Here is a 25,010-nt window from a genome sequence, read left to right as displayed (position 1 = left end):
AAGTAATATTTTGTGGCAATGGATTTTTGCTACCGGTCGTCTGGCACTTCCACGAACCAATCTGGGGAGTCGATGTGGGGGAGGAATGATTTGCCGGCATTAATAGGAAGCATTACTATTCGCACCTCCCCCCCACAGCACGCCGCAATGACCCCCAAGCTGCCCCGCAGACCCGGCTTTTTCGAGTATTACGAAGAGTTGATCGGCACCTGGACCCGTCGCCTGAGAAATCGTCAGCAGGCCGAGGACCTGGCCCATGACACCTTCGTGCGGGTGCTCGAGTCCGATTCGGCGGCGGTGCAGCAACCTAGGGCGTATTTGCACCAGACCGCGCGCAACATCGCGGTGGACGGTTATCGGCGTGAGGATCGGCGGGGCGCCATGGAGTCGGAGGCGATCGATCACAGTGTGTCGTCGTCCGGCGACCCGGAGCATTTCATGCACGCGATCCAGTTGGCGGATTCCATCGAGCGGGCGCTCGCCGAGTTGCCGCTCAACTGCCGCAAGGTGTTCGTCTGGCAGAAGATCGAAGGCCTGACCCAGGCCGAAATCGCCGAGCGCCTGGGGCTGTCCAGGAACATGGTGGAAAAGTATATGATCCGCACCCTGCGGCATCTGCGTGATCGTCTGGACGGGGCACAGCCATGATGGATACTCGTGATTGTGCGTGCGGGCAAACAACGGTTCGCGACGACGCGGCGCGGTGGTTTGTGCGTTTGCAGGAACCTGCCGCCAGCGCCGAAGAGCAGCGCCGCTTCGAGAGCTGGCTGGACGAACACCCTCAGCATCGCAACGAATATCAGATACTCCAGAACCTGTGGGTGGCGGCCGATCGATTGCCGGCCAAGCGTCTGCACGCCTTGTGTGAAACCCCGGCGGTGCGCAGTAAACGTCGTCCGCTGGTGCGTTACGCGGTGGCCGCCAGCGTGTTGGCGGTGGTGCTCGGCCTGGGGCTGTTCAGCGGCTTGAACCCTCCGGCGACCTACACGGCTGAATATTCCACGGCCCTTGGCGAGCGTCGTCATGTGGCGTTGCCGGACGGTTCGGTGATTGATCTGAACAGCCGCAGCCGGGTGCAGGTGCGCTATGAAAAGGACCGTCGCGGCATCGAGTTGATGCAAGGCGAGGTGATGTTCAGCGTCGAGCACGACAGCAGTCGACCGTTCGTGGTCGAGGCGGGCAGCGGCAAGGTCACGGTCACCGGCACCCGGTTCGATGTGCGCCGCGACAGCGCCGAAACCCGGGTCGCGGTGGAGCAGGGCACGGTCAGGGTTCAAGGGAGCGGCGACGATTTCGTCAGCCTTACCGCCGGCTTCGGCACTTGCATCAATGCCCAGGGCAAAGTGACCGCTGCTTATGCGGTCAATCCTGCGGAGCTGACCGCATGGCGCAGCGGCAAACTGGTGTTCAACAACGCCAGCCTCAGCGAAGTGGCCGAGGAAGTGTCGCGCTATCGAGAGAAACCGCTGACGGTCGGCAGTGCCCAAGTGGGCAACCTGCGCCTGACCAGCGTGTTCAAATCCGACAACACCGACGCGCTGCTCAAGGCCTTGCCGAGCATTCTGCCGGTGGCCATCCGCACCCTCGGTGACGGCAGCCAGGAAATAATCTCCCGATAGATTCAGGTTTTTTTCGAGTTCTTCGTCTTCTTGTCCAACTGCAACTGGTTTGCATTAACAGACGCACACTCTTGCGATCCACAGGACAACGTTCGACGTGAAGAAAACCACCGCTAAGAATAACCAATCATCCTGGCTGCCCCTCGCTCTCGCCCTGGCGGTCAGCTCGGCGCTGCCCCAGGCGTTTGCTGCCGATGCCATTCATATTCAGGCGCAGCCACTGGGCCAGGCCTTGAGTCAGTTGGGCCAACAAACCTCGCTGCAGGTTTTTTTCAGCCCGGAACTGGTGGCCGGCAAACAGGCCCCGGCAGTCGACGGCAACCTCTCGCCGGAACAGGCCTTGCGCCAATTGCTGCAAGGCAGCGGTCTGCAATACCAGATCGATGAAGGTTCGGTCACGCTGATGCCGGCCCCGACTTCCGCCTCAAATGGCCCGCTGGAATTGGGCGTGACCGACATCAAGGTGGTTGGTGACTGGCTCGGCGATGCCAATGCCGCTGTGGTGCAAAACCATCCCGGCGCGCGCACGGTGATCCGCCGTGAAGCGATGGTCGAGCAGGGCGCCATGAATGTCGGCGACGTATTGCGGCGTGTTCCCGGCGTGCAAGTGCAGGACGCCAACGGCACTGGCGGCAGCGACATTTCCCTGAACGTCGGTGTGCGCGGCCTGACCTCGCGCCTGTCGCCACGCTCCACCGTGCTGATCGACGGCGTGCCGGCTGCCTTCGCCCCTTACGGCCAGCCACAGCTGTCGATGGCGCCGATTTCCTCCGGCAACCTCGACAGCATCGACGTGGTGCGTGGCGCCGGTTCCGTGCGTTATGGGCCACAGAACGTCGGTGGCGTGATCAACTTCGTCACCCGCGCGATCCCGGAGAAAGCCACCGGTGAAATCGGCACCACCCTGGAAACCACCCAGCGCGGTGGCTGGAAACACATCGACACCGCGTTTCTCGGCGGCACCGCCGATAACGGCTTGGGCGTGGCGCTGTTGTATTCCGGGGTGAACGGCAACGGTTATCGCAAAAGCAACAACGGCAACGACATCGACGACGTGATCCTCAAGACCCACTGGGCGCCCACCGATCAGGACGATTTCAGCCTCAATTTCCATTACTACGATGCCAGCGCCGACATGCCCGGCGGCCTGACGCAGAAGCAGTACGACGCCGATCCGTTCCAGTCCGACCGCGACCATGACAACTTCAGCGGCCGCCGCAAGGACGTGTCGTTCAAGTGGGCGCGGCAGATCGACGACCGGACCCAGGCCGAAGTGCTGACCTACTATTCCGACAGCTTCCGTGGCAGCACCATCGCCGCTCGCGACCAGAAAACCCTCAGCTCTTATCCACGCACTTACTACACCTTCGGCATCGAGCCGCGAGTGTCCCATGTGTTCGACCTGGGCCCGACCACGCAGGAAGCCAGCGTCGGTTATCGTTACCTGAAAGAAGGCATGCACGAAGAGTCGAGCCGTCTGGCGCTGGTGAACAATCAGCCAGTGGTCAGCAAAACGTCCGATGGCCATGTGTTCCAGGACCGCACCGGCGGCACCGAAGCCCACGCCGTTTACATCGATGACAAGATCGATGTCGGCAGCTGGACCGTGACCCCCGGCATCCGTTTTGAAAGCATCAGCACCGAATGGCACGACAGGCCGGTGCTCGACACCGCTGGCAAACGCGTGCAGGAAAAACGCCGCAGCATCGACAGCAACGAACCGCTGCCGGCCTTGAGCGTGATGTATCACCTGTCTGACGCCTGGAAACTGTTCGCCAACTACGAAACCTCGTTCGGCAGCCTGCAATATTTCCAGCTCGGCCAGGGTGGTTCGGGTGACAACACCGCCAACGGCTTGAGCCCGGAAAAGGCCAAGACCTACGAGATCGGTACGCGCTACAACGATGACGTGTGGGGCGGGGAAGTGACGCTGTTCTACATCGACTTCGATGACGAACTGCAATACATCAGCAACGACGTGGGCTGGACCAACCTCGGCGCGACCAAGCACCAGGGCCTTGAAGCGTCGCTGCATTACGACATGTCGGCGCTCAACCCGATGCTCGACGGCCTGACCGCCAACGCCGGTTTCACCTACACCCGCGCCACGTATGAAGGCGAGATCCCGGGTTTCAAGGGCCGTGATCTGCCGTTCTACTCGCGTCAGGTGGCCACCGCCGGGCTGCGTTACGACATCAACCGCTGGACCTACAACCTCGATGCCTTTGCCCAGTCCAAACAGCGTTCACCGGGGACCGGTGTGAACGCCGATGGCAGCTTCAGCGGCAACTACATCACCGAAGGTTCCGCAGACGGGCAGTACGGTGACATTCCGGGTTACGTGACCTGGAACGTGCGCGGTGGTTATGACTTCGGTTCGCAATTGTCGAACCTGAAAGTCGGCGCCGGGGTGAAAAATATCTTCGACAAGCAGTATTTCACCCGTTCCAGCGACAACAACTCGGGGATGTACGTCGGCGCACCACGCACGTTCTTTGTGCAGGCCAGCGTCGGGTTCTGATGAGTGACTGGTCGGCAATTCCGGGTTGCCGATCAGTTTCTGATAGGTGTCAACACAGGCTTACGGGGCGGCGTCTGGCAGTCGGAAGTCGATGACAGGCGAAGGGTTGCCTGCCATGTCCACGGTCTTGAGGCAGACTTTTTTCTCGCCGTCGGTCGTGTCCACTTCAAAATCCAGCAGGGGCGGCCTGACCGGCCTATACCCCTCGGCTTGTTGGCAATCAATGGTTGCCGGTGTACCGATCTTGTACTGATGCTTTGTCACATCCAGATCGGGCGTGACCTGAAAAGGCGTTACAGAAAATACGCCCTTACCTTGATTCGTGATGTGGAATATCGGCGCCATTTGAGTTGGCTCTGCCAATGCCCACCGCCAGTAAATCCTGGCGTTTCGCGCATCCCATTTCCCGGGTGGTCCCGCCTGACGGTTTTGCCCCATCACGCACAAGAAATACAGCCCGGGTCCCTGGCGCAGTTCATTGCGTAATTCGTTATCGCCGCCCGGGTCAGTGGTACGCACCTCACTGTAATCCCTGATATCCGCACAATTTTTGACAGTGCGCGTGTACTTGAAGCGAAAGAAGGGTTGATCGCTCGAAAAACGAAGCTCCCACAACAACGGCAGGTAGTTTCCCTGTGCATCGCGGGGCTGCTTGAGGAAGCTATCGCCGTAGTTCGAGCCGAATTCCGACACGGGCCCCAGTACACAGGACTCGCGGTTCCCGACGAAGCGCCCCCCGATAAAACAGGTGTCCAGGCCATTGGTGGGCGTCGCGTAATTGGTGTCTTGCGCTTTATTGGGCATGCCTTCGATCACTTCGCAAGGTGCGCTGATACTGCATCGCGATCGCCCGCTGTCGCGCGTGGTGGTGCCAATCACCGCGACGATTTCGTTGGTGTAGCGATTCAGAAGTGGAGAGCCAGAGATTCCATTGATGACCCCCAGGCATTGATTGCTGATTTGATCCACCCAAATCCACCCGGCTTCGAGAATTCCTGCGCGGTGTTCCTGCGGACATGCCGAGCGCTGGATGAAACCATCGACAGCGGCGCCAACCGCCAGAGTATCGGTGCCTTCGGTCAGGGCATGGCTCGCAACTTTCAAGGGCTGGATGCCGTCGTTCATCACTTGGCCGAGGGTGCGATCGAGTACCAGCAGCGCAATGTCCTGGCCACGCAGGGTGCTCCAGGCGATTCTGCTGATAGGGTAGTTTTTTTGTTGTGGAATCGTGTCCTGGAAAAAATTGAAAGTCACCTGTCCGGTAGCAGGCTCGTTCACGACAAACCGACCGACATTACCTTTTGCACAATGACCTGAGGTGAGCACATACGCTGGGCCGCTGCGATCATCGTTTGCTCCACGGGTATCGATCAGGCTGCCGCTGCAGATCCGGTCTCCATCAACCTTGACCCTGGCGATGGACTGCCAATGGTCGTATCGCCCATTAGCATTGGACAAGAGACGTGCCGGTGCGAAATTTTCAATGCCTTCGCCCCAGTCATGTTGGGTAAGCGGCGATTTGCTGCAACCGTTCGCGCCCATCAGCAGCAACAAAACCAGCAGTACCTTGAGGTTGAACGTGTTCATGAGAAGTTCACCCGTCTGGGATATTCAACTCATGGTGCGATCCGCAGCCAAAACGTGTCTACTGTCAGAACTGATAGTAAAACGGCGAAAAATGCGACCTCCTGTCGTTTTTCGTGCTGCTGAGCGTTAGACCTTCAGCACTTTCCCTCCAATCGCCACCGCCACCAGCAGCACCGCCATTAGACCGAACGCGAAGCTCAGGCTGCTGCCATGAGCCACGAAACCGATCGCCGCCGGTCCCGCCAGAATCCCCGCATAACCCAGGGTCGTGATGGCCGGCACCGCGATGCTTTGCGGCATCACCGTCTGCTTGCCCACGGCGGTGTACAGCACTGGCACGATGTTCGAACAACCGGCACCGACCAGCGCATAACCGAGCAGTGCGGCTTGCCATCCCGGTGTGAAGGTCGCCAGAAACAATCCTGCCGCGGCCATCAGTCCGCCGAACAGAATCACCCGCGTGGCGCCCAGGTGCCGGACAATCGCGTCACCGGTCAATCGCCCGGCGGTCATGGTCAGCGCAAATGCTGCATAACCCAGCCCGGCATACGCGGTGTCGATCCCGCGTTCCTGCGTCAGGAACACCGCGCTCCAGTCGAGCGCCGCACCTTCGGCCAGGAACACGATGAAGCACATCCCGCCGATAAACAGCACGATGCCATGGGGCACGGCAAATGCCGGGCCGGAGCTTTCACTGCCGTAAGGCAGCAAGTGCGGCGCGGCTTTAAGCAATGCCAGCACCAGAATCACGATCACCACCAACATCGCCCCCAGCGGCGAAAAGCCCAAACCGAGCAGGGCGCTGACACCCGCCGCGCCAACGATCCCGCCGAGGCTGAACAGCCCATGAAAACCCGACATCATGGTCTTGCCGCTGGCCCGCTCGACGATCACCGCTTGCAGGTTCACCGTCGAATCCACCGTGCCCAGGCCGGCGCCGAACATGAACAACGCCGCGATCAATGCCGGAATCGAAGACACCGTCGCCAACAGCGGCAGCGCCGCGCAGATCAACAAGGTGCCGCCGCTCAACACCCGACGGCAGCCGAAACGCGTCGCCAGAATCCCGGCCATGGGCATCGCCAGAATCGAACCCACCCCCAGACACAACAGCAACAGCCCGAGGGTGCCTTCATCCAGCCCGGCCCGCGCCTTGGCGTAAGGCACCAGCGGCGCCCAGGCCGCGATGCCGAAACCGGCGATGAAGAAGGCGATGCGCGTGGACATCTGTTCCAGGCGTCCGGGGACGAAGGCGGCTTGGGTGTTGAGGCTGGTCATATCGATCCTTGGCAAAAAACGTCGCGTCCCCAAAGGACAGTGAACAACCGCAAAGGGTTCGATCACCACGTTCAGGTGGGGGCAGCAGTCAGGCAGGGTGACATCCTTGCACAGCCAGCCGCTGTTTCGCGATATTGTCGACGCATCAATTGTTCATAGGGGGGGCGCCATGACGCGGATGTACGATGCTCGAGGCAATATCTACGTGGTCGTGGCGCCTGACGCCCTGCGCCGCAGCGGTATCGACCTGCCTGAACTGGCCAGCCAGGCGGCGCAAACCCGTGAGGCCTGGGCGTTGTCGGCCATCGAGGCATTCTGCGGCTGGGCTCCCGGGACACAACCGCCCGGCAGCAAGGCGCATCGTTGCGATGGCTTGCTGGTGGGGCCGTTTCAATCTTCGCCGCCGTTTGACCTGCTGATCGTCAACACCGACGGCAGCCTGGCCGAGCGCAGTGGCAATGGCCTGACGATTTTTTCCCAAGCCCTGAGTGAACAAGGGCTGATGCCGAGGGAGGAGGCTTGCTTGCTCAGGGTTCATCACGACAAGCGCGATGCGCTCTCGCCAGTGGCGACTTCGGTGAAACCCGCCGAAATCGATGGCGTGCAAGGGTTCTGGCTGGACTTGGGGCAGCCTTCGTTCGGGCCTGAAGCGGTGGGTGCGCAAGGGGTCGAAACCGTGGTGTTGAACGGGTGCGATGTCAGTCACGTGCGGCCGTTGTCGACGCTCGACCCTGCCTGGAACCGCAGCCAGTTCGTGCGCATCGGTAATCCCCATTGTGTGACGTTAGTGACAGGCACCGATGCCTTGCCGAGCAACGCGCAAATGCGTGACCCGGAGTTGTCTGGAGGGTTGACCCGCATCGCTTACGCCACGCCAGCCGGGGCAGGGCAGCCGTGTGCGGCCGGGGTGAACCTGCAATGGGCGATGCTTGAGTCCGAAGGGCGAATCGTTGCGCGGGTGTTCGAGCGTGGCGAAGGGCCGACCGCGTCGTCGGGCACCAGCGCCAGTGCGGTGGCGTGCGCGGCGTGGCGAGTGGGTTGGGTGGCGGCCGGGGAAGTGAAGGTGGTCATGCCCGGCGGCACGGCACCGATTCTGCTGGAAGAACGGGAGGGCGAATTGAGTCGGGTCAGGTTGTTTGGGACGGCGCGGTTGATGGGGTGATTTTGAGACCGTCATCGCGAGCCTGCTCGCGATGGCGCCCAAACGGTCAGCGAAGATTCAGAGCCGATCCGCCCACTCAACCACCGGCATCTGCCGCTTCATCAACACCTTGCCCCCGCGAATCGAATACAGCGGCAGACCCTGGCTGCGAATCACCTCGTAATCGCTGTCCGCCGACAGAATCAGCAGATTCGCCGGCCGGCCCCGTTCCAGACCATAGCGATCGCCCAGGGTCATCGCCTTGGCACTGTTGTCCGTGACCAGGTCCAGCGCACTCTGCAAATTGCGATAGCCGAGCATGTGGCAGATGTGCAAACCGGCCTCGAGCACCCGCAGGATGTTGCCATTGCCCAGTGGATACCACGGGTCGACGATCGAGTCCTGACCGAAACACACGTTCATCCCCGCTTCGAGCAACTCATTCACGCGAGTCACGCCACGGCGTTTCGGGAAGTTGTCGAAGCGGCCTTGCAGGTGAATGCTTTCGGTCGGGCAAGAAACAAAACTGATCCCCGAGTGCCCGAGCAAGCGAAACAGTTTCGCGCAGTAAGCGTTGTCGTAGGAGCCCATCGCCGTGGTGTGGCTGGCGGTGACGCGCGAACCCATGTCGCGGCTGCGGGCTTCTTCGGCCAGTACCTCAAGGAAGCGTGAGTGCGGGTCGTCGGTTTCGTCGCAATGCACGTCCACCAGACAGCCCGTGCGTTCGGCCAGGTCCATCAGGAACTTCACCGAGCTTACGCCCTGGTCCCGGGTGTATTCGAAATGCGGAATGCCTCCGACCACATCGGCGCCCAGGCGGATAGCTTCTTCCATCAGCTCGCGCCCGTTGCGGTACGACTCGATGCCTTCCTGGGGGAACGCGACGATTTGCAGGTCGATCAGGTGGCGGCTTTCCTCGCGGACTTCGAGCATCGCCTTGAGCGCGATCAGTTCCGGGTCGGTGACATCGACGTGGGTGCGCACGTGCTGAATGCCGTGGGCGGCGAGGGTCTGGATGGTTTTTTTGGCGCGGGTCTTGGTGTCTTCCTGAGTGATGGTGGCCTTGCGCTCGCCCCAGCACTCGATGCCTTCGAACAGCGTGCCGCTCATGTTCCAGCGCGGTTCGCCGGCAGTCAGGGTGGCGTCGAGGTGAATGTGCGGTTCGACGAAGGGCGGCACCACCAGATTACCGCCGGCGTCCAGGTCATCCGGCCCCAGTGACGGGGCTTCGGTTTGCCGGGCGATGCTGTGTATCAGGCCGTTTTCCAGGTGCAACTCATGCAGGCCTTCTTGGTTGCGCAGGCGGGCGTTGATGATGTGCATCAGGCGAGTCCTTTTAGAGATCTTGTAGTGGTGCTTCGGCGGTACGGGCACCCAGTACGCCGGTCAATAACACATACGTTAGCGCGGCAGTGGCAATCCCTACCAGCGGCGCGATCCACGGGGAGCTGAATGCCGCGACGGTGCCGACCGCATAAGCGCTCAGGCCAGGCCAGTTGAACGCCGGCAACCGGGCATCGGCCAGGCGTGGATATTGTCCACGGTAACGGAAGAAAAAGTCCGCCATGATCACCCCGCCAATCGGCGGAATCACCGTGCCCAGCAAAATCAGGTAAGGCACCAGCATGTCGTACATGCCCAGCAGCGCCAGCAGCGTGCCAATCACCGCGCCGGCCAGGGTCACGGTTTTGCGCCGGCCGGTGCGCAACAGGTTGCAGCCGGCGACGGCGAAGTTGTAGATGGTGTTGTCCTGAGTGCTCCAGATGTTGAGCAGCAACATCGCCATTGCGGCCATGGCGAAGCCTTGCAGCAACAGGACTTCGACCACGTCCGGTTGCTGATAGACGATCGCGCCGTAGGCACCGATCAACACCATCAGGCCGTTGCCGATGAAAAAACCGATCAGGCTTGCCAGCACCGCGACCCGCGCCGAACGGGAGAAACGTGTCCAGTTGGTCGCCTGGGTCGCGCCACTGACAAAGGTGCCGAACACCAGGGTAATCGCGGTCGACCAGTCCAGTGTTGCCGTCGGCACCACGGCGAGCAAACCCTCGAGCCCGCCGACCTTCACCGTCGCGACCCACATCGACAGCATCAGCAGCAACATCATGGCGGGTACGGCGATGTACGACAGAATCTCCAGCCCGCGATAGCCGATATACGCCGTGGCGCAAAAGCCCAGGCCGAACAGCACCATCAGCCCCAGAACGGTGCTTTCGCTCAGTTCGAAATATTTGCCGAGTACGACGGCTGCGGTCGCGGTGCCCCAGGCGTACCAGCCGATCTGGGTGAAGCCGAGGATCAGGTCGCTGAGCTTGCTGCCCACTTCGCCGAAGCAGAAACGGCCCATCAACACCGAATTGAGGCCGCTTTTGAAGGCGATGTAGCCAAGCCCGGCTGCGTAGATTCCCAACAGCAGGTTGCCGGCGATGATCACCGCCAGCATCTCGCCGAAACTGAACGCCACCCCCAGCTTGCCGCCGGCAAACATGGTCGCCGTGAAGAAGGTAAAACCCAGCAGCACCATGGCCGTGGAGGCGAGCCCCTTGCGGGCGTGCATCGGAACTTCGCTGAGGGGGTAATCATTGCCCGGATCGTTCTGCGTCATGTGGCATTCCTTGCTGGATGGAGGACGCGAGGGTGTTGCAGTGCTCGTGCCAATGGCGCGAGGGTGTTGTTCTTTATAGCCGAGCCGGCGGATTTAGCCTGAAGAGGGGCACGAAAGCAGTGCGGCTGTGGTTCAAATTGGGACGCAGCAATCAGGTAGTCACAAAACCTTGTGGCGAGGGGGCTTGCCCCCGTTCGGCTGCGCAGCAGTCGCTAATCCAGGCAACCCGGTGTGTCTGTAGGCATATAGGGGGCTGCTTCGCAACCCAACGGGGGCGAGCCCCCTCGCCACAGGGTCTCCGTCGATCAGGCGTTCTGTGCCAACGGTAAAAACCGCAATATCGCCGCCATGATCGCCTCCGGTGCATCCTCCTGCACCAGATGCCCGGCATTCGCAACGGGATGAAACTGCGACCCCGCAATCATCTGATGCAACGCCCGCCCGCGTTCAATGGGAATCCATTGATCGTCTTCCCCCCAGAGAATCTGCACCGGGCAGCGAATCGTCGGGTACAGCGCTTCGACCTCGCGGGTATAACGCTCATCCATCTGCGCGATCTGCCGATAGAACGCCGCTTGCCCCGAATCACCCAGCCAGGGCTGCACGTAAGGCGCCAGCTCCTGATCGGAAATCTCGCGCTTGATCGCGCCACGAATATAGGTCGGCACAATCGCCCGTTGAATGTAATCAGGCAGCCCGCTGAACGCCGCTTCATGCTGACGCACATGCTGCACGAACGGCGAACCCCAGGGCGACAGCGCCACCGGGTCAATCAGCGTCAGGCTGCGGTAATCCTTGCCATCGAGCAGATGCGCGCGCAACACAGTGGCGCCGCCGAAATCGTGGGCTACCACGTCTGGCCGTTCCAGGCCCCAGTGCTCCAGCAATTGCGCCAACAGTTGGTTCTGTACGCCCAGCGACACATCGCCGTCCGGCTGTGCGGACTGCCCGTAACCCAGCAAATCGAAGTAATACACCCGGTGCGTGGTGATGAAGTGCGGCGCGATCCGGTGCCACACATGAGAAGAGAAGGGCGTGCCATGCACGAACACCAGCGGCGGACCGTCGCCACGTACGGCGTAGCGAACGGAGTGCCCGTTGAAACGATAGGTCTGAGCCAGCGGCCAGTCAGTCATGGGTGCGTCCTCTTGGCGTGTGCGAGCCCAAAAGCATAGGCATAAAAAAACAGCCATTGAAGGCTGTTTCTCTATTCACTGACGAAACGCATTTCCCTTTGCGGGAGCGTCCGTGCCTGGGATCGGCTTACTCACCGCGATAGATGCAACCGCTGGTGCAGGTCTCGTGGATGCGGATCGCGCTGAGTTCCGGCAACAACGGCTTCAACTCATTCCAGATCCACTTGGCCAGCACTTCGCTGGTCGGGTTTTCCAGGCCGGGAATGTCGTTCAGGTAGTTGTGGTCCAGACGCTCGTACAGCGGCTTGAAGATCTCTTTGATTTCCGAGAAATCGCGGATCCAGCCGGTGTGCGGATCGAGGTCGCCGCTCAGGTGAATCGCCACTTTGAACGAATGACCGTGCAGGCGACCGCACTTGTGGCCGTCCGGTACGTGGGGCAGGCGATGGGCGGATTCGAATGTAAATTCTTTGAAGATTTCCACAGTGATGTTCAGCTCTTTCAGGTGGCGATCGCCGCGGCGATGTGGGCAGGTGGCGAGTTTACCAGAGCTCCGGGCAAAACACTGACTAAAGGGTCAGCAAGCGCTCGCCGAGGCGACCGTTGGCGGTCAGTTCGAGGAACTCATCGCCCAGGCGACGGCTTTCATCCATCGTTGCGCGCCAATACTTCTGTCGGCTCGGGGCATCGCCTATGAAGCGCTTGAAGTCGTTGCGGTCCGGCAGTTTGCCGTAGGGCAGGCGTGCCAGGTATTCCTTCGACGGTGCCAGCAGCAGAACATCCTGCAAGCGCCCGGGGCAGGCACGGCGCCACGGCAGGGTCTTGTCGAACCAGCCGGGGATCACCCGGTCGGTGAAATGCGGATACAGCACGATGTCGTTGCCGCTATAGGGCAGGTCGAGGTGATAGTCCAGCAGACCACCATCGCGGAACGTCCCTGCGCCTGCGCCCGGCAAGTCGCGTACGCCTTGCATGACCATCGGGATCGAACCCGAGGCGAGCAGGGCCTGGCGCAGGTTGCCGGCATTCAGTGAGATGAAGCGTGACGGGAAATCATTCAGCGCGTTGACCGGTGGCGCCTGGCGCGGGTCGTGGATGATCAGCCGCTCGAAATGCCGCGACAGCCGTGCGCGACCGCGCAGGTTGTCGGCGATCACTGACGACAGGCCCAGCCCCAACCGGCCGCGATGATCGTCCGCCAACAGGCCGTGGCTTTTGACCACCATGATGTTCAGGCGGTAGTGGGCGTTATCCAGAATCGCGGCATCGCGGCCGTCGAGCAGGTCATCGAGCATGCGCCGCGAGCTCTGGCTGATCTGCGCCATGGTCACGCCCTTGGCGAAGTTCTGCTCGGTGTACAGATGGCCGAGGCGGCGGATGCCTTCGGCGGCATCCGGCAGGCAGGCACTGGCGAACCGCCAGGAACCCACTGAGGCGCCGATCAGCGAACGCTCCCGGGGCGCCGCCGGCAGCCATTCGCCAAACAGCGCCAGGTCCAGACCCTGAATCCCCAGCGCTTTCGGGCCACCGGCGGCGCCCGGCAACGTGCCCACATCGGCAGCGCTCAAGCCGTTGGCACGGATGCGCGCCAGAGCACGCGGGCCGGCCTTGAGGGTCAGGGAAGGGAACTTGATGTGGATAGCGGTCATACCGGTCTCGATGTCTGGCAAGCAGGGATTATAAGCACCTCTTGGGCTGCGATTGTCCCCGATCAATGCAGGAGCTGCCGAAGGCTGCGATCTTTTGATTTTGATTTTTGGCGTTTATGACGCAGCCAAAGATCAAAAGATCGTCCGATCGCGGCCCGAGCCTTCGGCAGCTCCTACGGGGAATGCATCAGCTATTCCCAATGATGGCAATTCAGTTTCAGTTAAGTTCGAATCGCTAAGGTCGCTCCGTAGGCAACACATAAGAAAATATGGAGCCACCCCATGAAAATCCTGACTGCCCTGTTCACCGCGTCCCTCATTTGCCTGACCGCTAGCCTCGCTCATGCCCGCGACCTGGGCCCCGACGAAACCCTGAGACTGCGCGACGCTGGTACCATTGTGTCTTTCGAGAAGCTCAACGCCACCGCTCTGGCCAAACACCCCGGCTCGACCATCACCGGCACCGAGCTTGCAGAAGAGTACGGCAAGTACAAATACCAGGTGGAACTGCGTGACCCGCAGGGCATTGAGTGGGACCTGGAACTGGATGCGGTCAACGGGCAGGTCCTCAAGGATCATCAGGATACGTAATGAAGGTGCTTTTTTTGAATCGGCGCGCCAGCAGTCGCATGGTGCTGATGCTTCTGGCTTTTTGCTCGGTGGCCGTGGCCCGCGACCTGGATCAGGACGAAGCCCTGCGCCTGCGCCAACAGGGCGTGATCCTGCCGCTGGAGCAGCTCTTGCAGCAAGCACTGGACCGCTATCCCGGGGCCAAGTTGCTGGAAGCCGAGCTTGAAGAAAAACACGATGTCTATGTTTATGAAGTCGAGCTGCTGACCGCCGAAGGCGTGGTGCGCGAGCTGGACGTCGATGCCACCACCGGCCACCTGCTGAAAGACAAGGAAGATTGATCGATGCGTTTGCTCCTGGTGGAAGACCATGTGCCGCTGGCCGACGAATTGATGGCCGGCCTCAACCGGCAGGGTTACGCCGTGGACTGGCTGGCCGACGGCCGCGATGCGGTGTACCAGGGCAGCAGCGAGCCTTATGACCTGATCATCCTCGACCTCGGCCTGCCGGGTTTGCCGGGGCTCGAGGTGCTGGCGCAATGGCGGGCCGGTGGCCTGGCGACGCCGGTGTTGATCCTCACGGCGCGCGATTCCTGGGCCGAGCGGATCGAAGGCCTCAAGGCCGGCGCCGACGATTACCTGAGCAAACCCTTCCACCCGGAAGAGCTGCACCTGCGCATTCAGGCATTGCTGCGCCGCTCCCACGGCCAGGCCAATCAGCCGACGCTCAAGGCTGCCGGGCTGAACCTGGATGAAGGTCGTCAGTGCGTGACCCGCGACGGCGCCGACATCCAGCTCACCGCCGCCGAATTTCGCCTACTGCGCTATTTCATGCTGCACCCCGAACAGATCCTTTCCAAAAGCCACCTCGCCGAACACCTCTACGACGGTGAAACCGAGCGCGATTCCAACGTGCTCGAAGTCCACGTCAACCACCTGCGCCGCAAGCTCGGCCGCAGCGTGATCGAAACCCGTCGCGGTCAGGGTTACCTGTTCGGCGGGCAAGCCCAGTGAGGTCGATCCAGCGTCGCTTGAGCCTGGGCCTGATCAGTGTGATGGTGATCGTCGGCCTGGTGCTGGCGCAAACCAGCCTGTGGCTGTTCGAAATGGGTTTGCAGCGCTACCTCGAAGCCGGGTTGCGCAACGACAGTGAAAACCTGCTGGTGGCGCTGGTGCGTGGCCCGCAGGGGTTGCAGCTGGATGAGCGACATCTGTCGCCGGCCTATCAGCGCCCGTTTTCCGGGCACTATTTTCGTATCGACTTTGCCGACAGCCATTGGCGCTCCCGCTCGTTATGGGATCAGGACCTGCCGCGGCTCGAACACCCGGGCCTGAACAGCAACCTGCAACTGGGGCCGGAAGGGCAACAGTTGCTGGTGCTGCGTTCGGACTACCGGCGGCTGGGCCAGGCGATTTCCATCAGCGTCGCCCAGGACTACACGCCGGTGCGTGAGAGTTTCTGTCGCATGCAACAAGTCGGCCTCGGGTTGGGGCTGGCGGGGCTATTGCTGATTTTGCTGTTGCAACGGATCACCGTGCGCCGCGCCTTGCGCCCGCTGGAAAAGGCCCGCGAGCAAATCGCCCAGTTGCAGCAGGGCCAGCGTTCGCAACTCGACGAAGCCGTGCCGGTGGAGCTGGAGCCGCTGGTGGCGCAGATCAACCATTTGCTGGCCCACACCGAAGATAGCCTCAAGCGCTCGCGCAATGCCTTGGGCAACTTGGGGCATGCGTTGAAAACCCCGTTGGCGGTGTTGTTGAGCCTGGCTTCCAGCGAGAAGCTCGATGCGCACCCGCAGCTGCGCAAGGTGATTCAAGCGCAACTGGAGCAGGTCCAGCAGCGACTCAATCGCGAACTCAACCGCGCCCGGTTGTCCGGCGATGCGCTGCCGGGGGCGTTGTTTGATTGCGATGCCGAGCTGCCGGGGTTACTGGCCACGTTGAACATGATTCACGGCGAACACCTCGACTTGAGCTACCGAGCACCGACCGGTTTGCAACTGCCGTGGGATCGCGAAGATCTGCTGGAGTTGCTGGGCAACCTGCTGGATAACGCCTGCAAATGGGCGGATGCCGAGGTTCGGTTAAGCGTGGTTGAAACGGCTGAAAGTTTTCAGTTGAGCGTGGAAGACGATGGGCCGGGGATTCCCGAAGACCAGCGCGATCAGGTGTTCAGCCGCGGTACACGGCTTGATGAACAGACCGATGGGCATGGATTGGGATTGGGCATCGTGCGCGACATCGTCGACACGTGGGGCGGGGTGTTGAGGCTGGAGGAAAGCGAGTGGGGCGGGTTGAAAGTGATGATCGAACTGCCCAAACGCTAACGGAGGACTGAAGGTGTGGCGAGGGGGCTTGTCGGAACGCCGCATCGCCCCGTTGGGCTGCGCAGCAGCCCCAAAACCATTCACTCCGGTGTAATCAGACAGACCGAGCTGGCAGGTTTACGACTGCTGCGCAGCCGAACGGGGGCAAGCCCCCTCGCCACAAAAGCTCCCTCGCCACAGGTGTCAGGTCACACGCGAAACTGGTCCATCAAGCTCTGCTGCTGATTCGCCAGGCTGTTAAGCGACTGACTCACCCGCGCCGACTCATTGGCCTGTCCCGACAGCGATTCGGTCACATCCCGAATGGTCGCCACGTTGTTATTGATTTCCTCGGCCACCGCGCTTTGCTCTTCCGCCGCACTGGCAATCTGCAGGTTCATATCGCTGATCACCGTCACCGCATCACCAATCTGCCGCAACGCCGTCACCGCCTGACCCACCTGCTCGACGCTGCCCTGAGCCTGGCGATGGCTGCTGTTCATCGAGCTCACCACCTCCTGAGTACCGCCCTGCAACTGCTCGATCACCTGACGGGTTTCCTCCACCGATTCCTGAGTGCGTCGCGCCAGGTTGCGCACTTCATCGGCGACCACGGCGAAACCGCGTCCGGCCTCACCGGCGCGGGCGGCTTCGATGGCAGCGTTCAGCGCCAGCAGGTTGGTCTGCTCGGCAATGGCGCGTATCACCTCCAGCACCGAACCGATTTTCTCGCTGTTCGCTGCCAAGCCTTCAACCTGCACCATGGCTGCGCTCATGTCGGCGGCCAGATGGTCGATGCTGGTGGTGGTGCGGTCGATCACGGTCAAACCCTGACGGGTTGCCTGATCGGCGTCGCGTGCTGCTTGTGCCGCCTGCGCGGCGCTGCGGGCGACGTCCTGGGCGGTGGCGCTCATTTCGTGGGACGCGGTGGCCACTTGGTCGACCTGGCGGTATTGCTGTTCCATGCCGGCGCTGGTCTGGGTGGCGATGGCGGACGATTGGTCTGCCGTGCTGCGGGCGTCCTGCACCGAGCGTTTCACTTGGGCGATGATCGGTTGCAGCTTGTCGAGGAAGCGGTTGAACCAACCGGCCAACTGGCCCAGCTCATCCTTTTTGTCGTAAGCCAGACGCCGGGTCAGGTCGCCTTCGCCGCTGGCAATGTCTTCCAGCATGCGGGCCACGCCGAGGATCGGTTTGGTCACGCTGCGGGCCATCAGCCACACCAGTAACAAACCGACGAGCGCCGCCAGTACACCCAGGCACAGTTCAACCAGGGTGCCGGCGGTGTTGCTGTCGTCGAGTTGTTTTTTCAACGCTTCGGCGGGGCCGACCAGCACCTTCTCCGGCACGTCGAGCAACACGCCCCAGGATTTGCCACCGGGAATCGGCTGGAACGGCGACAGCACTTTCAGTTGCTGGTTGCTGTGCAGGCTCTCGGTCTTGCTGCTGGCAGTGAGCCGGCGCAGCAGTTCGGCGCCGTTGGTGGTGTCCACGGCGTCGAGGCGCTGGCTGAGCTTGCTGGCGTCCGGGCTGTAGCCGGCCAGCAAACCGACCGGGCTGACGATGCTGACGCTGGTCTGGCCGTCATAGAGTTTCTTGCTGGCGCTCTGACTGATCGCTTGCAGGCTATTGAGGTTGATGTCCACCGACAGCGAGGCGATGACTTTGCCGTTGACCATCAACGGGAACACGATGCTGGTCATCAGCACGTTCTGGCCGTCGATCACATAGAAGTAGGGTTCGATCACGCAAGGCTTGAGCGTGGTGCGTGGGCAGGTGAACCAGGCGTTGGCCGGTTCGCCGCTGGGGCCGGTGCTGGTGTCGGCCATGTCGCTTTCCGGCAGGGCCATGGAGGTCACTTTGCCGGGCGTCGGTTGCGACCAGTACAGGGCGAAACGGCCCTTGTCGTTACTGCCCAACTCCGTCTGCCCAGCGAACAGATTGTCCTTGCCGTCCAGCGCATTGGCCTCGAACACCAGCGACAGGCCAAGCAGGTCCGGGTTGGCCTGCAGGGCCGACTTGACCTGCCGGGTCAGGTCTTCACGCAGGTCGAAGGCATCGAGAAAGCGCTTCTCGGCCTGATCGCGCAAAAACAGCACCTGCCGCGAAAAGCCATGGCCATATTGATAGGCGTCCATGAACTGCTGGCGAATCCCCAGCGCCTGGACCTCACCCTGGGACTCAATGCGCGCCTGGGCGGCTTCGGTGAGCATTTCCATGCTCGAGGCTTTCACCAGTGCCGAGCTGTGCTCCATGCGATACAGCGAAAGCCCTACCAGCAGGGTCACGATGCCCGCCAGGCACAGCCCGGCCAACAGGGTGATTTTCCATTGAATGGAAAGGTGTCTGAGCGACATGGGAACGTCCTTTTATTCGATAAATATCTGAGACTTTGCACTGTAGCGGCCGTGATTTGGCTTTCTTTATGTCGCAGGCTGAATAACCAATCCCGATCACTGCAACCTCTGTGGCGAGGGAGCCTGTGGTGAGGGGGCTTGCCCCCGTTCGGCTGCGAAGCAGTCGCGAATCCAGGCAACCAAGTGTGTCTGCAGGAATATAGGGGGCCGCTTCGCGACCCAACGGGGGCAAGCCCCCTCGCCACAGAGCCCCCTTTGACAAGGCGGCAGCGGTCCGGCACAGTGCGCGCCCTCTAATAAAACCCTCTCTTCAATCCGCTGGCGGCGCTTGTGCGCACTGCCGGACGGACTCTTTCCGCTTGCCTTGAGGTAACGATGATTAATGCAGTAATTGCCGCGGTCGGCATCATGCTGATACTCAGCCTGTCCCGCGTGCATGTGGTAATCGCGCTGATTGTGGGCGCGCTGGTGGGTGGCTTGACGGGTGGCCTGGGGATCGATGCGACCCTCAAAGCCTTCAACAGCGGCCTCGGTGGCGGGGCGACGGTGGCGTTGTCCTACGCCTTGCTCGGCGCATTTGCGGTGGCCATTGCCAAGTCCGGCCTGGCCCACGCCCTGGCGGACAAAGCCCTGGCCATGGTCGATCGCCAGCACGCCAACGGTGGCGGCAATGTCAAATGGCTGCTGATCGGCCTGCTTTGGGTGGTGGCCATCGCCTCGCAGAACATTTTGCCGATTCATATCGCCTTTATCCCGTTGCTGGTGCCGCCTCTTTTATATGTGCTGACCAAACTGCAACTGGACCGGCGGTTGATCGCCTGCGTGATGACCTTCGGGCTGATCACGCCGTACATGTTCCTGCCGGTGGGCTTCGGCAACATCTTCCTCAATGAAATCCTGTTGGCCAACGTCGCCCGTAGCGGAGTGGACATCAGCGGCATCAACGTCACCCATGCCATGGGCATTCCGGCACTGGGCATGGTGTTTGGCCTCGCGGCAGCCTTCATCAGCTACCGCAAGAAGCGCGTTTACGACCTGGAAAAGATCGAGCAAGTCGAACAGGTCGCGGTGCAGTACAACCCCTTGAGCCTGATGGTCGCCGGTCTGGCGATTGTCGTGGCGTTCATTATTCAGCTGTTGCTGGACTCGATGATTATCGGGGCGCTGGTGGGCTTCCTGATCTTTTCGGCGTCGGGCATCGTCAAGTGGCGTGAAACCGACGACTTGTTCACCGAAGGCATGAAGATGATGGCGATGATCGGCTTCATCATGATCGCCGCGTCCGGGTTTGCCGAAGTGATGAAAGCCACCGGTCATGTGCAGACACTGGTGGAGTCCTCGGCCTCGTGGATCGACCACAGCAAAGGCATCGGGGCGCTGTTGATGCTGCTGGTGGGCCTGTTGGTGACCATGGGCATCGGCTCGTCGTTTTCCACGGTACCGATTCTGGCGGCGATTTTCGTGCCGTTGTGCGTGCAACTGGGCTTCAGCCCGATCGCCATCGTGTGCATCGTCGGCACGGCCGGCGCGTTGGGCGATGCCGGTTCACCGGCGTCGGACTCGACCCTGGGCCCGACCTCCGGTCTGAATATCGACGGCCAGCATCACCACATCTGGGACACCGTGGTCCCGACCTTCCTGCACTACAACCTGCCGTTGCTGGCGTTCGGTTGGGTGGCGGCGATGGTTCTGTAACCACTCTACCTTGTAGGACCGCGTTCAACTTTTGATCTGGCGTGCCGTTATAGCCTTTAACCACGCCAACAAAATCAAAAGAGTGAACGTCATGCGCATGAGCCTGAAGGCCAAAGTCCTGTCCCTTGCCGTCCTCCCGGTGTTGCTCTTTGCGCTGGTCATCAGTCTGACCACGCTGTTCATCCTGCAGGAACAGGCCCGCAAGGAAGTCGAGGAAACCCGTCAGCGCCTGCTCAACGACGCCAAAGCGACCCTGCAAAGTTACGTTGCCGTGGCTATGACCACGATCAAGCCGCTCTACGACGTGGCCGCCCCCGGCGATGACGCGGCGCGGGCGCAGGTGATCAAGTTGTTGTCGAGCATCACCTACGGCAAGGACGGCTACTTCTTCGGCTACGACTCCAACACCGTGCGCCTGTTCAGGGCCAACAGCCCCGAAGGCGTGGGCCAGAGCTTCAAGGACAACCGCGACCCGAACGGCGTCTACGTTAACCGCGATCTGGTGAAAGTCGCCAAGGACGGGACCCACTACCTGCAATACAGCTCGACGATGCCCGGTAACAGCCAAGTGCTGGTGCCCAAGCTCGGCTACACCGAATACCTGCCGAAGTGGGACATGGCGGTCGGCTCCGCGGTCAACCTCGACGGCATCGAAGCGCAAGTGGCGCTGGTCGAGACCAAGGTCCAGGAACGCATGCAAGGCGTGGTGCTGAGCATTGTCGGGATTGCCGTGGTGGTGCTGCTGGTGATCGCCGCGGCCGGGATGCTGCTGGCCAATACCATTCTGCGTCCGCTGAACCTGATGAAAGCCAACCTCGACGACATCGCGGCGGGCGAGGGCGACCTGACCCGGCGCCTGACCATCACCAGCCAGGATGAACTCGGCGAACTGGCCGGCTCGTTCAACCGTTTCGTCGACAAGATCCACGGCCTGGTGCGGCAGATCACCGAAATGACCTCGCAACTGACCGGGCTGGTGAATCAGGTTTCCGATCAGGCCCAACGCTCGGATCAGGCCATGGAGCGCCAGCGTCACGAGACCGATCAGGTGGCCACGGCGATCAACCAAATGTCGGCGGCGGCCCAGGAAGTGGCCAAGAGCGCGCAAAACGCCGCGGTCGCTGCCCAGCAGACCGACGAAGAAGGCCAGGCCGCCAAGCGCGTGGTGGCCGGCAGCATCGTGAAGATTCATGCACTGGTGAACGACATTCGCAGCAGCGGCGTGTCCCTCGACAGCCTGCAAAAAGACGTGTCGTCGATTGTCAGCGTGCTCGGGGTGATCCGTTCGATTGCCGAGCAGACCAACCTGCTGGCGCTCAACGCCGCCATTGAAGCTGCCCGTGCCGGTGAGGCCGGACGTGGTTTTGCGGTGGTTGCCGACGAAGTGCGGGCGCTGGCCAGTCGCACGCAAATCAGTACCCAGGAAATCCAGGGCATGATCGACCGCTTGCAGGCCGGCACCCAATCGGCGGTCGAGTCCATGCGCCGCTCCAGCGAGGCCGGCGACGGCACGTCGGCCCAGGCCAACGAGGCCGGGGCGTCGCTGGATGCCATGGCCCAGTTGATCGGCACCATCAACTCGATGAACGCGCAGATTGCCAGCGCCGCCGAAGAGCAAACCGCCGTGGCCGAAGAGATCAACCGCAGCGTGCACCAGATCGCCGTGGCGGTGGACAGCGTCGCCGACGAGACCCAGCGCGGCGCACAAACCTCGCGCAGCCTGGCCGATCTCGGTCAGCGCCTGGGGCAATTGGTCGGGCAATTCCGTATTTGATGCGGTGAGCGGGGCAGGGCTGGCTCCAACTCCTACACTGGTATTACGGTGCGCATCCGTCGCACCCGGACGACCATAACCATGGAGTCAGACTCATGAACGACGGTACCTGCGACTGCCCGAAATGCTCCTGCAAACTGGGCGATCACCCCATCGTGCGTCACGGCAAGCACTATTGCTGCGAAGGCTGCGCCAAACATCACGAACACGGCGAAGAATGTTCCACCAAAGGCTGCAAGTGCGCTAAGCACTGACCGTTCACCCAAAAAAAGTGGAGCCGCTGCGGCTCCACTTTCAGTTTGAATATTCACCCTCCCTTTCAAAGCTCAACTCGTCGGCCGCCAGGTCACGTTCTCGACGCCGAATTTTTCCGCCACTGGTTTGCTGGTCTTTTGCACCCGCTCACGGCCAAAACGCGGGATCCGGCCTATGCCGGCGTCGCAACTTGCCCAGTGCCAGGCTTCTGCGTTGTCCATTTTGTCCTGGCGGATGATGAAAGACTTGGGCTTGCCATGAAGTGTGTATTCAATGACGAAAAGTTTTGCGTTGTTCATAAAACCTGTATTCCTCCCTGTTGTAATAGAAGGATCGCCAGGCGCGCGAAAAATTCAGTCGGATTGTCAGTCGGTTACAGTGACTGGCGACACGCTGCACGCCTCGCTACCATGGAGCCTTTCCGCCCCTCAATGATCCTAGCCTATGGCCAAGGCCGCACCCCCTGATTTAAGTGATACCGATGTGCCGGTGCAACCGCTGGCACGTACTTACCCGCGTGGGTTGTATATCGAGCCTCACGAACATGTGTGGGGCCAGTTGCTGTACGCGATGAGCGGTGTGATGTGGGTCGAGACACCCCATGAAGCACTGGTGGTGCCGCCGCAACGGGCGGTCTGGCTGCCGCCGGGTGTGCCGCACGGGATTCGCGTGGTCTCTGACTTGCAGATGCGCAACATCTACCTGCGGCCGTCATTGGCGGCGACACTGGACGACAGTGTGCAAGTGATTGAAGTCGGCGGCTTGCTGCGCGAACTGATCGTCGGGCTGGTGGAGCAGGGCGACGACGGTGCCCCGGATTACTACGATGCGCTGGTCGGCCTGGCCTTGCTGGAGCTCAAGCGCGCCCGACGTTCATTGCTGAAAATACCGCTGCCGGACGATTCCGACCGGCGACTGATGAACCTGTGCCAGGCGGTCATGGCCTCACCGTCGCTGGACATTCCCTTCGAGCAGCACGCCGAAAATGCCGGTGCCAGCGTGCGTACCCTGGCGCGGTTGTTCAAGGACGGTTTGGGCATGGGCTTCGCCGAATGGCGGCGGCAGGTGCAACTGGCGACCGCGGCGGCCGAATTGATTCAGGGCGTACCGGTCAGCGCGATTGCCCGGGAGCTGGGTTATTCGCCGAGCAGCTTCAGCGACATGTTCCGCCGGGAACTGGGCGTCGCGCCTTCGCAGTTTTGCGTGAGCCAGCAACGGGGCGGCGCTGCGTCAAAAGCGCTTTGGCCGACATTCAGAAGTACTTGGCCGATGCCCGTGGCGACCTCTCTCTAGACTCTGCGCATACCCCCTTATGCCACGGAGTCTGTCATGAACTACCTTATCTCGTTGGGTATCGGTCTGGGCGTCGGCCTGCTCTATGGCGCGCTGGATTTTCGTTCCCCCGCACCACCGGCCATCGCGCTGGTGGGTCTGCTGGGCATGCTCGCCGGTGAGCAGTTGTGGCCCTTGGGCCGGCAACTGGTGGCGGGCTGGATCTCCTGAAACCTCTTATCCATTTGGTGGAAATGCCCATGAAAGCACTGCAATTCGACAAAACCGGCGACCTCTCGGCCCTGCGCTACGTTGAGGTGCCCACCCCCGTTCCCGGCGCTGACGAAGTGCTGGTCCAGATCAAGGCGGCGGGGCTCAATCCCAGTGATGTGAAAAACGTACTGGGGCGCTTTCCCTACACCACGTTGCCGCGGATTCCCGGGCGTGATTTCGCCGGTATCGTCGTCGAAGGCCCGCAGGCGCTGATCGGCCAGGAAGTCTGGGGCACCGGCCGGGAGCTGGGCTTCTTTGCCGACGGTTCCCACGCGCAATTCGTCAAACTGCCGGCCAATGGCGTGGCGCTGAAGCCGACGCATCTGAGCTTTGCCCAGGCTGCCAGCCTCGGTGTGCCGTACACCACGGCGTGGGATGCGCTGGAACGCAGTCTTGTCACGACCGGAACGCGGTTGTTGGTGATCGGCGGCGGGGCGGTGGGCAGCGCAGCATTGGCGCTGGCCAAAGTCCGGGGCGCCCAGGTGCTGGCGGCGGCGCGGCGGCCGGAACAGGTCAAGGATTTGCAGGCTCAGGGTTATCAGACGCTGCAACTGGATAAGCCTGAGGACCTGGGCGCACAGGTCAACGCTGTGTATGCCGGCGGCGCCGACGTGATCTTCGACACCACCGGTTTCTGGCTACCGGCCTCGGTCCCGGCGCTGGCCGCGTTCGGCCGAATCGCAATCATCGCCGCACCGGCGGATGGGCATGTGCAATTGCCGGCCCTGGCGCTGTATCGCAAGGGCGGTTCGGTGGTGGGGATCAATTCGTTGCTGTACGGGGTTCAGGCGTGTGCGGCGATGCTCGAACAGTTCGGAAGCTTTTTCGATCAGGGCCTGTTGCCGTTGCCGGAAGGGCTAGTTGAATCGCCGTTGGCCGAGGGGCTGGAACGGTATGCCGAGGTGAATCAGGGCAGTGGCGACAAGGTGATTTTGTTGCCTTGAAATGGATGCAACTGGAAATACACCCCGGA

Annotated in this window: 22 protein-coding genes and 2 pseudogenes; 14 read left to right on the top strand and 10 right to left on the bottom strand. The window is 61.5% G+C overall.

Going from position 1 to position 25,010, the window contains the following annotated elements:
- Positions 1-147: 147 nt before the first annotated feature.
- From ACEN9A_RS19655 to ACEN9A_RS19645, 3 genes are all read left to right on the top strand, one after another.
- Positions 148-648 carry a sigma-70 family RNA polymerase sigma factor gene (locus ACEN9A_RS19655; RefSeq protein WP_258669969.1) on the top strand — a complete coding sequence of 167 codons (501 nt, stop codon included), beginning with the start codon at positions 148-150 and terminating at the stop codon, positions 646-648.
- Positions 645-1,619, top strand: a complete 975-nt coding sequence (locus tag ACEN9A_RS19650; protein ID WP_258669965.1) for a FecR family protein — start codon at positions 645-647, stop codon at positions 1,617-1,619. Before ACEN9A_RS19655 ends, ACEN9A_RS19650 begins: the two co-directional genes overlap by 4 nt.
- Positions 1,620-1,716: 97 nt before the next feature.
- Positions 1,717-4,140 carry a TonB-dependent siderophore receptor gene (locus tag ACEN9A_RS19645; RefSeq protein WP_258669961.1) on the top strand — a complete coding sequence of 808 codons (2,424 nt, stop codon included), beginning with the start codon at positions 1,717-1,719 and terminating at the stop codon, positions 4,138-4,140.
- 60 nt (positions 4,141-4,200) lie between these two features.
- Here the strand turns inward: ACEN9A_RS19645 and ACEN9A_RS19640 are convergent, their stop codons facing one another.
- Together ACEN9A_RS19640 and ACEN9A_RS19635 are read right to left on the bottom strand one after the other, a co-directional pair.
- Positions 4,201-5,727: a trypsin-like peptidase domain-containing protein gene (locus ACEN9A_RS19640; RefSeq protein ID WP_019648356.1), complete on the bottom strand. Its 1,527-nt coding sequence runs from the start codon at positions 5,725-5,727 to the stop codon at positions 4,201-4,203.
- 126 nt (positions 5,728-5,853) lie between these two features.
- On the bottom strand, positions 5,854-7,005 hold the full coding sequence (locus tag ACEN9A_RS19635) for an MFS transporter (protein ID WP_258669957.1): 1,152 nt from the start codon (positions 7,003-7,005) through the stop codon (positions 5,854-5,856).
- 169 nt (positions 7,006-7,174) lie between these two features.
- Here ACEN9A_RS19635 and ACEN9A_RS19630 point away from each other — a divergent pair, with 169 nt between their 5' ends.
- Positions 7,175-8,167 carry a diaminopimelate epimerase gene (locus ACEN9A_RS19630; RefSeq protein WP_258669952.1) on the top strand — a complete coding sequence of 331 codons (993 nt, stop codon included), beginning with the start codon at positions 7,175-7,177 and terminating at the stop codon, positions 8,165-8,167.
- Positions 8,168-8,224: 57 nt separating this feature from the next.
- Here ACEN9A_RS19630 and codA read toward each other — a convergent pair whose 3' ends face one another.
- The 5 genes from codA to ACEN9A_RS19605 all read right to left on the bottom strand — a co-directional run bounded on the left by codA (position 8,225) and on the right by ACEN9A_RS19605 (position 13,539).
- Entirely contained in the window at positions 8,225-9,469 is a 1,245-nt protein-coding gene (gene codA, locus ACEN9A_RS19625; protein ID WP_258669948.1) for a cytosine deaminase, read from the bottom strand.
- Positions 9,470-9,482: 13 nt separating this feature from the next.
- Complete coding sequence (codB, locus tag ACEN9A_RS19620; RefSeq protein ID WP_258669945.1) at positions 9,483-10,754, bottom strand: cytosine permease; 1,272 nt, start codon at positions 10,752-10,754, stop codon at positions 9,483-9,485.
- A gap of 305 nt (positions 10,755-11,059) precedes the next feature.
- On the bottom strand, positions 11,060-11,890 hold the full coding sequence (locus tag ACEN9A_RS19615; protein ID WP_258669942.1) for an alpha/beta fold hydrolase: 831 nt from the start codon (positions 11,888-11,890) through the stop codon (positions 11,060-11,062).
- A 127-nt stretch (positions 11,891-12,017) separates the two neighbouring features.
- Positions 12,018-12,374, bottom strand: coding sequence for a 6-carboxytetrahydropterin synthase QueD (gene queD, locus ACEN9A_RS19610; RefSeq protein WP_007933061.1), 357 nt, complete (start codon positions 12,372-12,374; stop codon positions 12,018-12,020).
- Between the two features lie 85 nt (positions 12,375-12,459).
- Positions 12,460-13,539 (bottom strand): patatin-like phospholipase domain-containing protein, encoded by a 1,080-nt coding sequence (locus tag ACEN9A_RS19605; protein WP_258669940.1) that lies wholly within the window; start codon positions 13,537-13,539, stop codon positions 12,460-12,462.
- Between the two features lie 282 nt (positions 13,540-13,821).
- Here ACEN9A_RS19605 and ACEN9A_RS19600 point away from each other — a divergent pair, with 282 nt between their 5' ends.
- From ACEN9A_RS19600 to ACEN9A_RS19585, 4 genes are read left to right on the top strand one after another with little or no spacing between them, the layout of a single operon-like run.
- The gene (locus tag ACEN9A_RS19600) at positions 13,822-14,130 is read left to right on the top strand and encodes a PepSY domain-containing protein (RefSeq protein ID WP_258669926.1); all 309 of its coding nucleotides are present in this window, start codon (positions 13,822-13,824) and stop codon (positions 14,128-14,130) included.
- The gene (locus ACEN9A_RS19595) at positions 14,130-14,450 is read left to right on the top strand and encodes a PepSY domain-containing protein (protein ID WP_258669921.1); all 321 of its coding nucleotides are present in this window, start codon (positions 14,130-14,132) and stop codon (positions 14,448-14,450) included. The genes ACEN9A_RS19600 and ACEN9A_RS19595 overlap by 1 nt, the downstream gene beginning before the upstream one ends.
- 3 nt (positions 14,451-14,453) lie before the next feature.
- The gene (locus tag ACEN9A_RS19590; RefSeq protein ID WP_019648365.1) at positions 14,454-15,122 is read left to right on the top strand and encodes a response regulator transcription factor; all 669 of its coding nucleotides are present in this window, start codon (positions 14,454-14,456) and stop codon (positions 15,120-15,122) included.
- The gene (locus ACEN9A_RS19585; protein WP_258669917.1) at positions 15,119-16,432 is read left to right on the top strand and encodes a sensor histidine kinase; all 1,314 of its coding nucleotides are present in this window, start codon (positions 15,119-15,121) and stop codon (positions 16,430-16,432) included. Before ACEN9A_RS19590 ends, ACEN9A_RS19585 begins: the two co-directional genes overlap by 4 nt.
- 188 nt (positions 16,433-16,620) lie before the next feature.
- On the opposite strand, the gene ACEN9A_RS19580 is transcribed toward ACEN9A_RS19585, so the two are convergent.
- Positions 16,621-17,376, bottom strand: coding sequence for a methyl-accepting chemotaxis protein (locus ACEN9A_RS19580; RefSeq protein WP_408981129.1), 756 nt, complete (start codon positions 17,374-17,376; stop codon positions 16,621-16,623).
- A gap of 102 nt (positions 17,377-17,478) precedes the next feature.
- Positions 17,479-18,549, bottom strand: a pseudogene (locus tag ACEN9A_RS19575) (cache domain-containing protein); the annotation flags it as partial.
- A 597-nt stretch (positions 18,550-19,146) separates the two neighbouring features.
- Between ACEN9A_RS19575 and ACEN9A_RS19570 the strand changes: the two are divergent.
- The 3 genes from ACEN9A_RS19570 (at position 19,147) to ACEN9A_RS19560 (ending at position 22,491) form a co-directional block, all read left to right on the top strand.
- Positions 19,147-20,463 (top strand): Na+/H+ antiporter family protein, encoded by a 1,317-nt coding sequence (locus tag ACEN9A_RS19570; protein ID WP_167331173.1) that lies wholly within the window; start codon positions 19,147-19,149, stop codon positions 20,461-20,463.
- 91 nt (positions 20,464-20,554) lie between these two features.
- Entirely contained in the window at positions 20,555-22,237 is a 1,683-nt protein-coding gene (gene ctpM / locus ACEN9A_RS19565) for a methyl-accepting chemotaxis protein CtpM (protein WP_019648368.1), read from the top strand.
- 95 nt (positions 22,238-22,332) lie between these two features.
- Positions 22,333-22,491, top strand: coding sequence for a metallothionein (locus ACEN9A_RS19560; protein ID WP_086945083.1), 159 nt, complete (start codon positions 22,333-22,335; stop codon positions 22,489-22,491).
- Positions 22,492-22,563: 72 nt separating this feature from the next.
- Here ACEN9A_RS19560 and ACEN9A_RS19555 read toward each other — a convergent pair whose 3' ends face one another.
- Complete coding sequence (locus ACEN9A_RS19555; protein ID WP_018925379.1) at positions 22,564-22,791, bottom strand: DUF6555 family protein; 228 nt, start codon at positions 22,789-22,791, stop codon at positions 22,564-22,566.
- Positions 22,792-22,936: 145 nt separating this feature from the next.
- On the opposite strand from ACEN9A_RS19555, the pseudogene ACEN9A_RS19550 reads away from it, so the two are divergent.
- From ACEN9A_RS19550 to ACEN9A_RS19540, 3 genes and pseudogenes are all read left to right on the top strand, one after another.
- Positions 22,937-23,710 (top strand): annotated as a pseudogene (locus ACEN9A_RS19550) (AraC family transcriptional regulator); the annotation flags it as partial.
- 111 nt (positions 23,711-23,821) lie between these two features.
- Positions 23,822-23,995 (top strand): DUF1427 family protein, encoded by a 174-nt coding sequence (locus ACEN9A_RS19545; RefSeq protein ID WP_007933035.1) that lies wholly within the window; start codon positions 23,822-23,824, stop codon positions 23,993-23,995.
- A 29-nt stretch (positions 23,996-24,024) separates the two neighbouring features.
- The gene (locus ACEN9A_RS19540) at positions 24,025-24,981 is read left to right on the top strand and encodes a quinone oxidoreductase family protein (protein WP_018925381.1); all 957 of its coding nucleotides are present in this window, start codon (positions 24,025-24,027) and stop codon (positions 24,979-24,981) included.
- Positions 24,982-25,010 lie beyond the last annotated feature (29 nt).

Source organism: Pseudomonas sp. Pseusp18 (genome assembly GCF_059506005.1).
The sequence above is the reverse complement of the archived record's forward strand: the minus strand, read 5'-3'. Positions and strand labels throughout refer to the sequence as shown.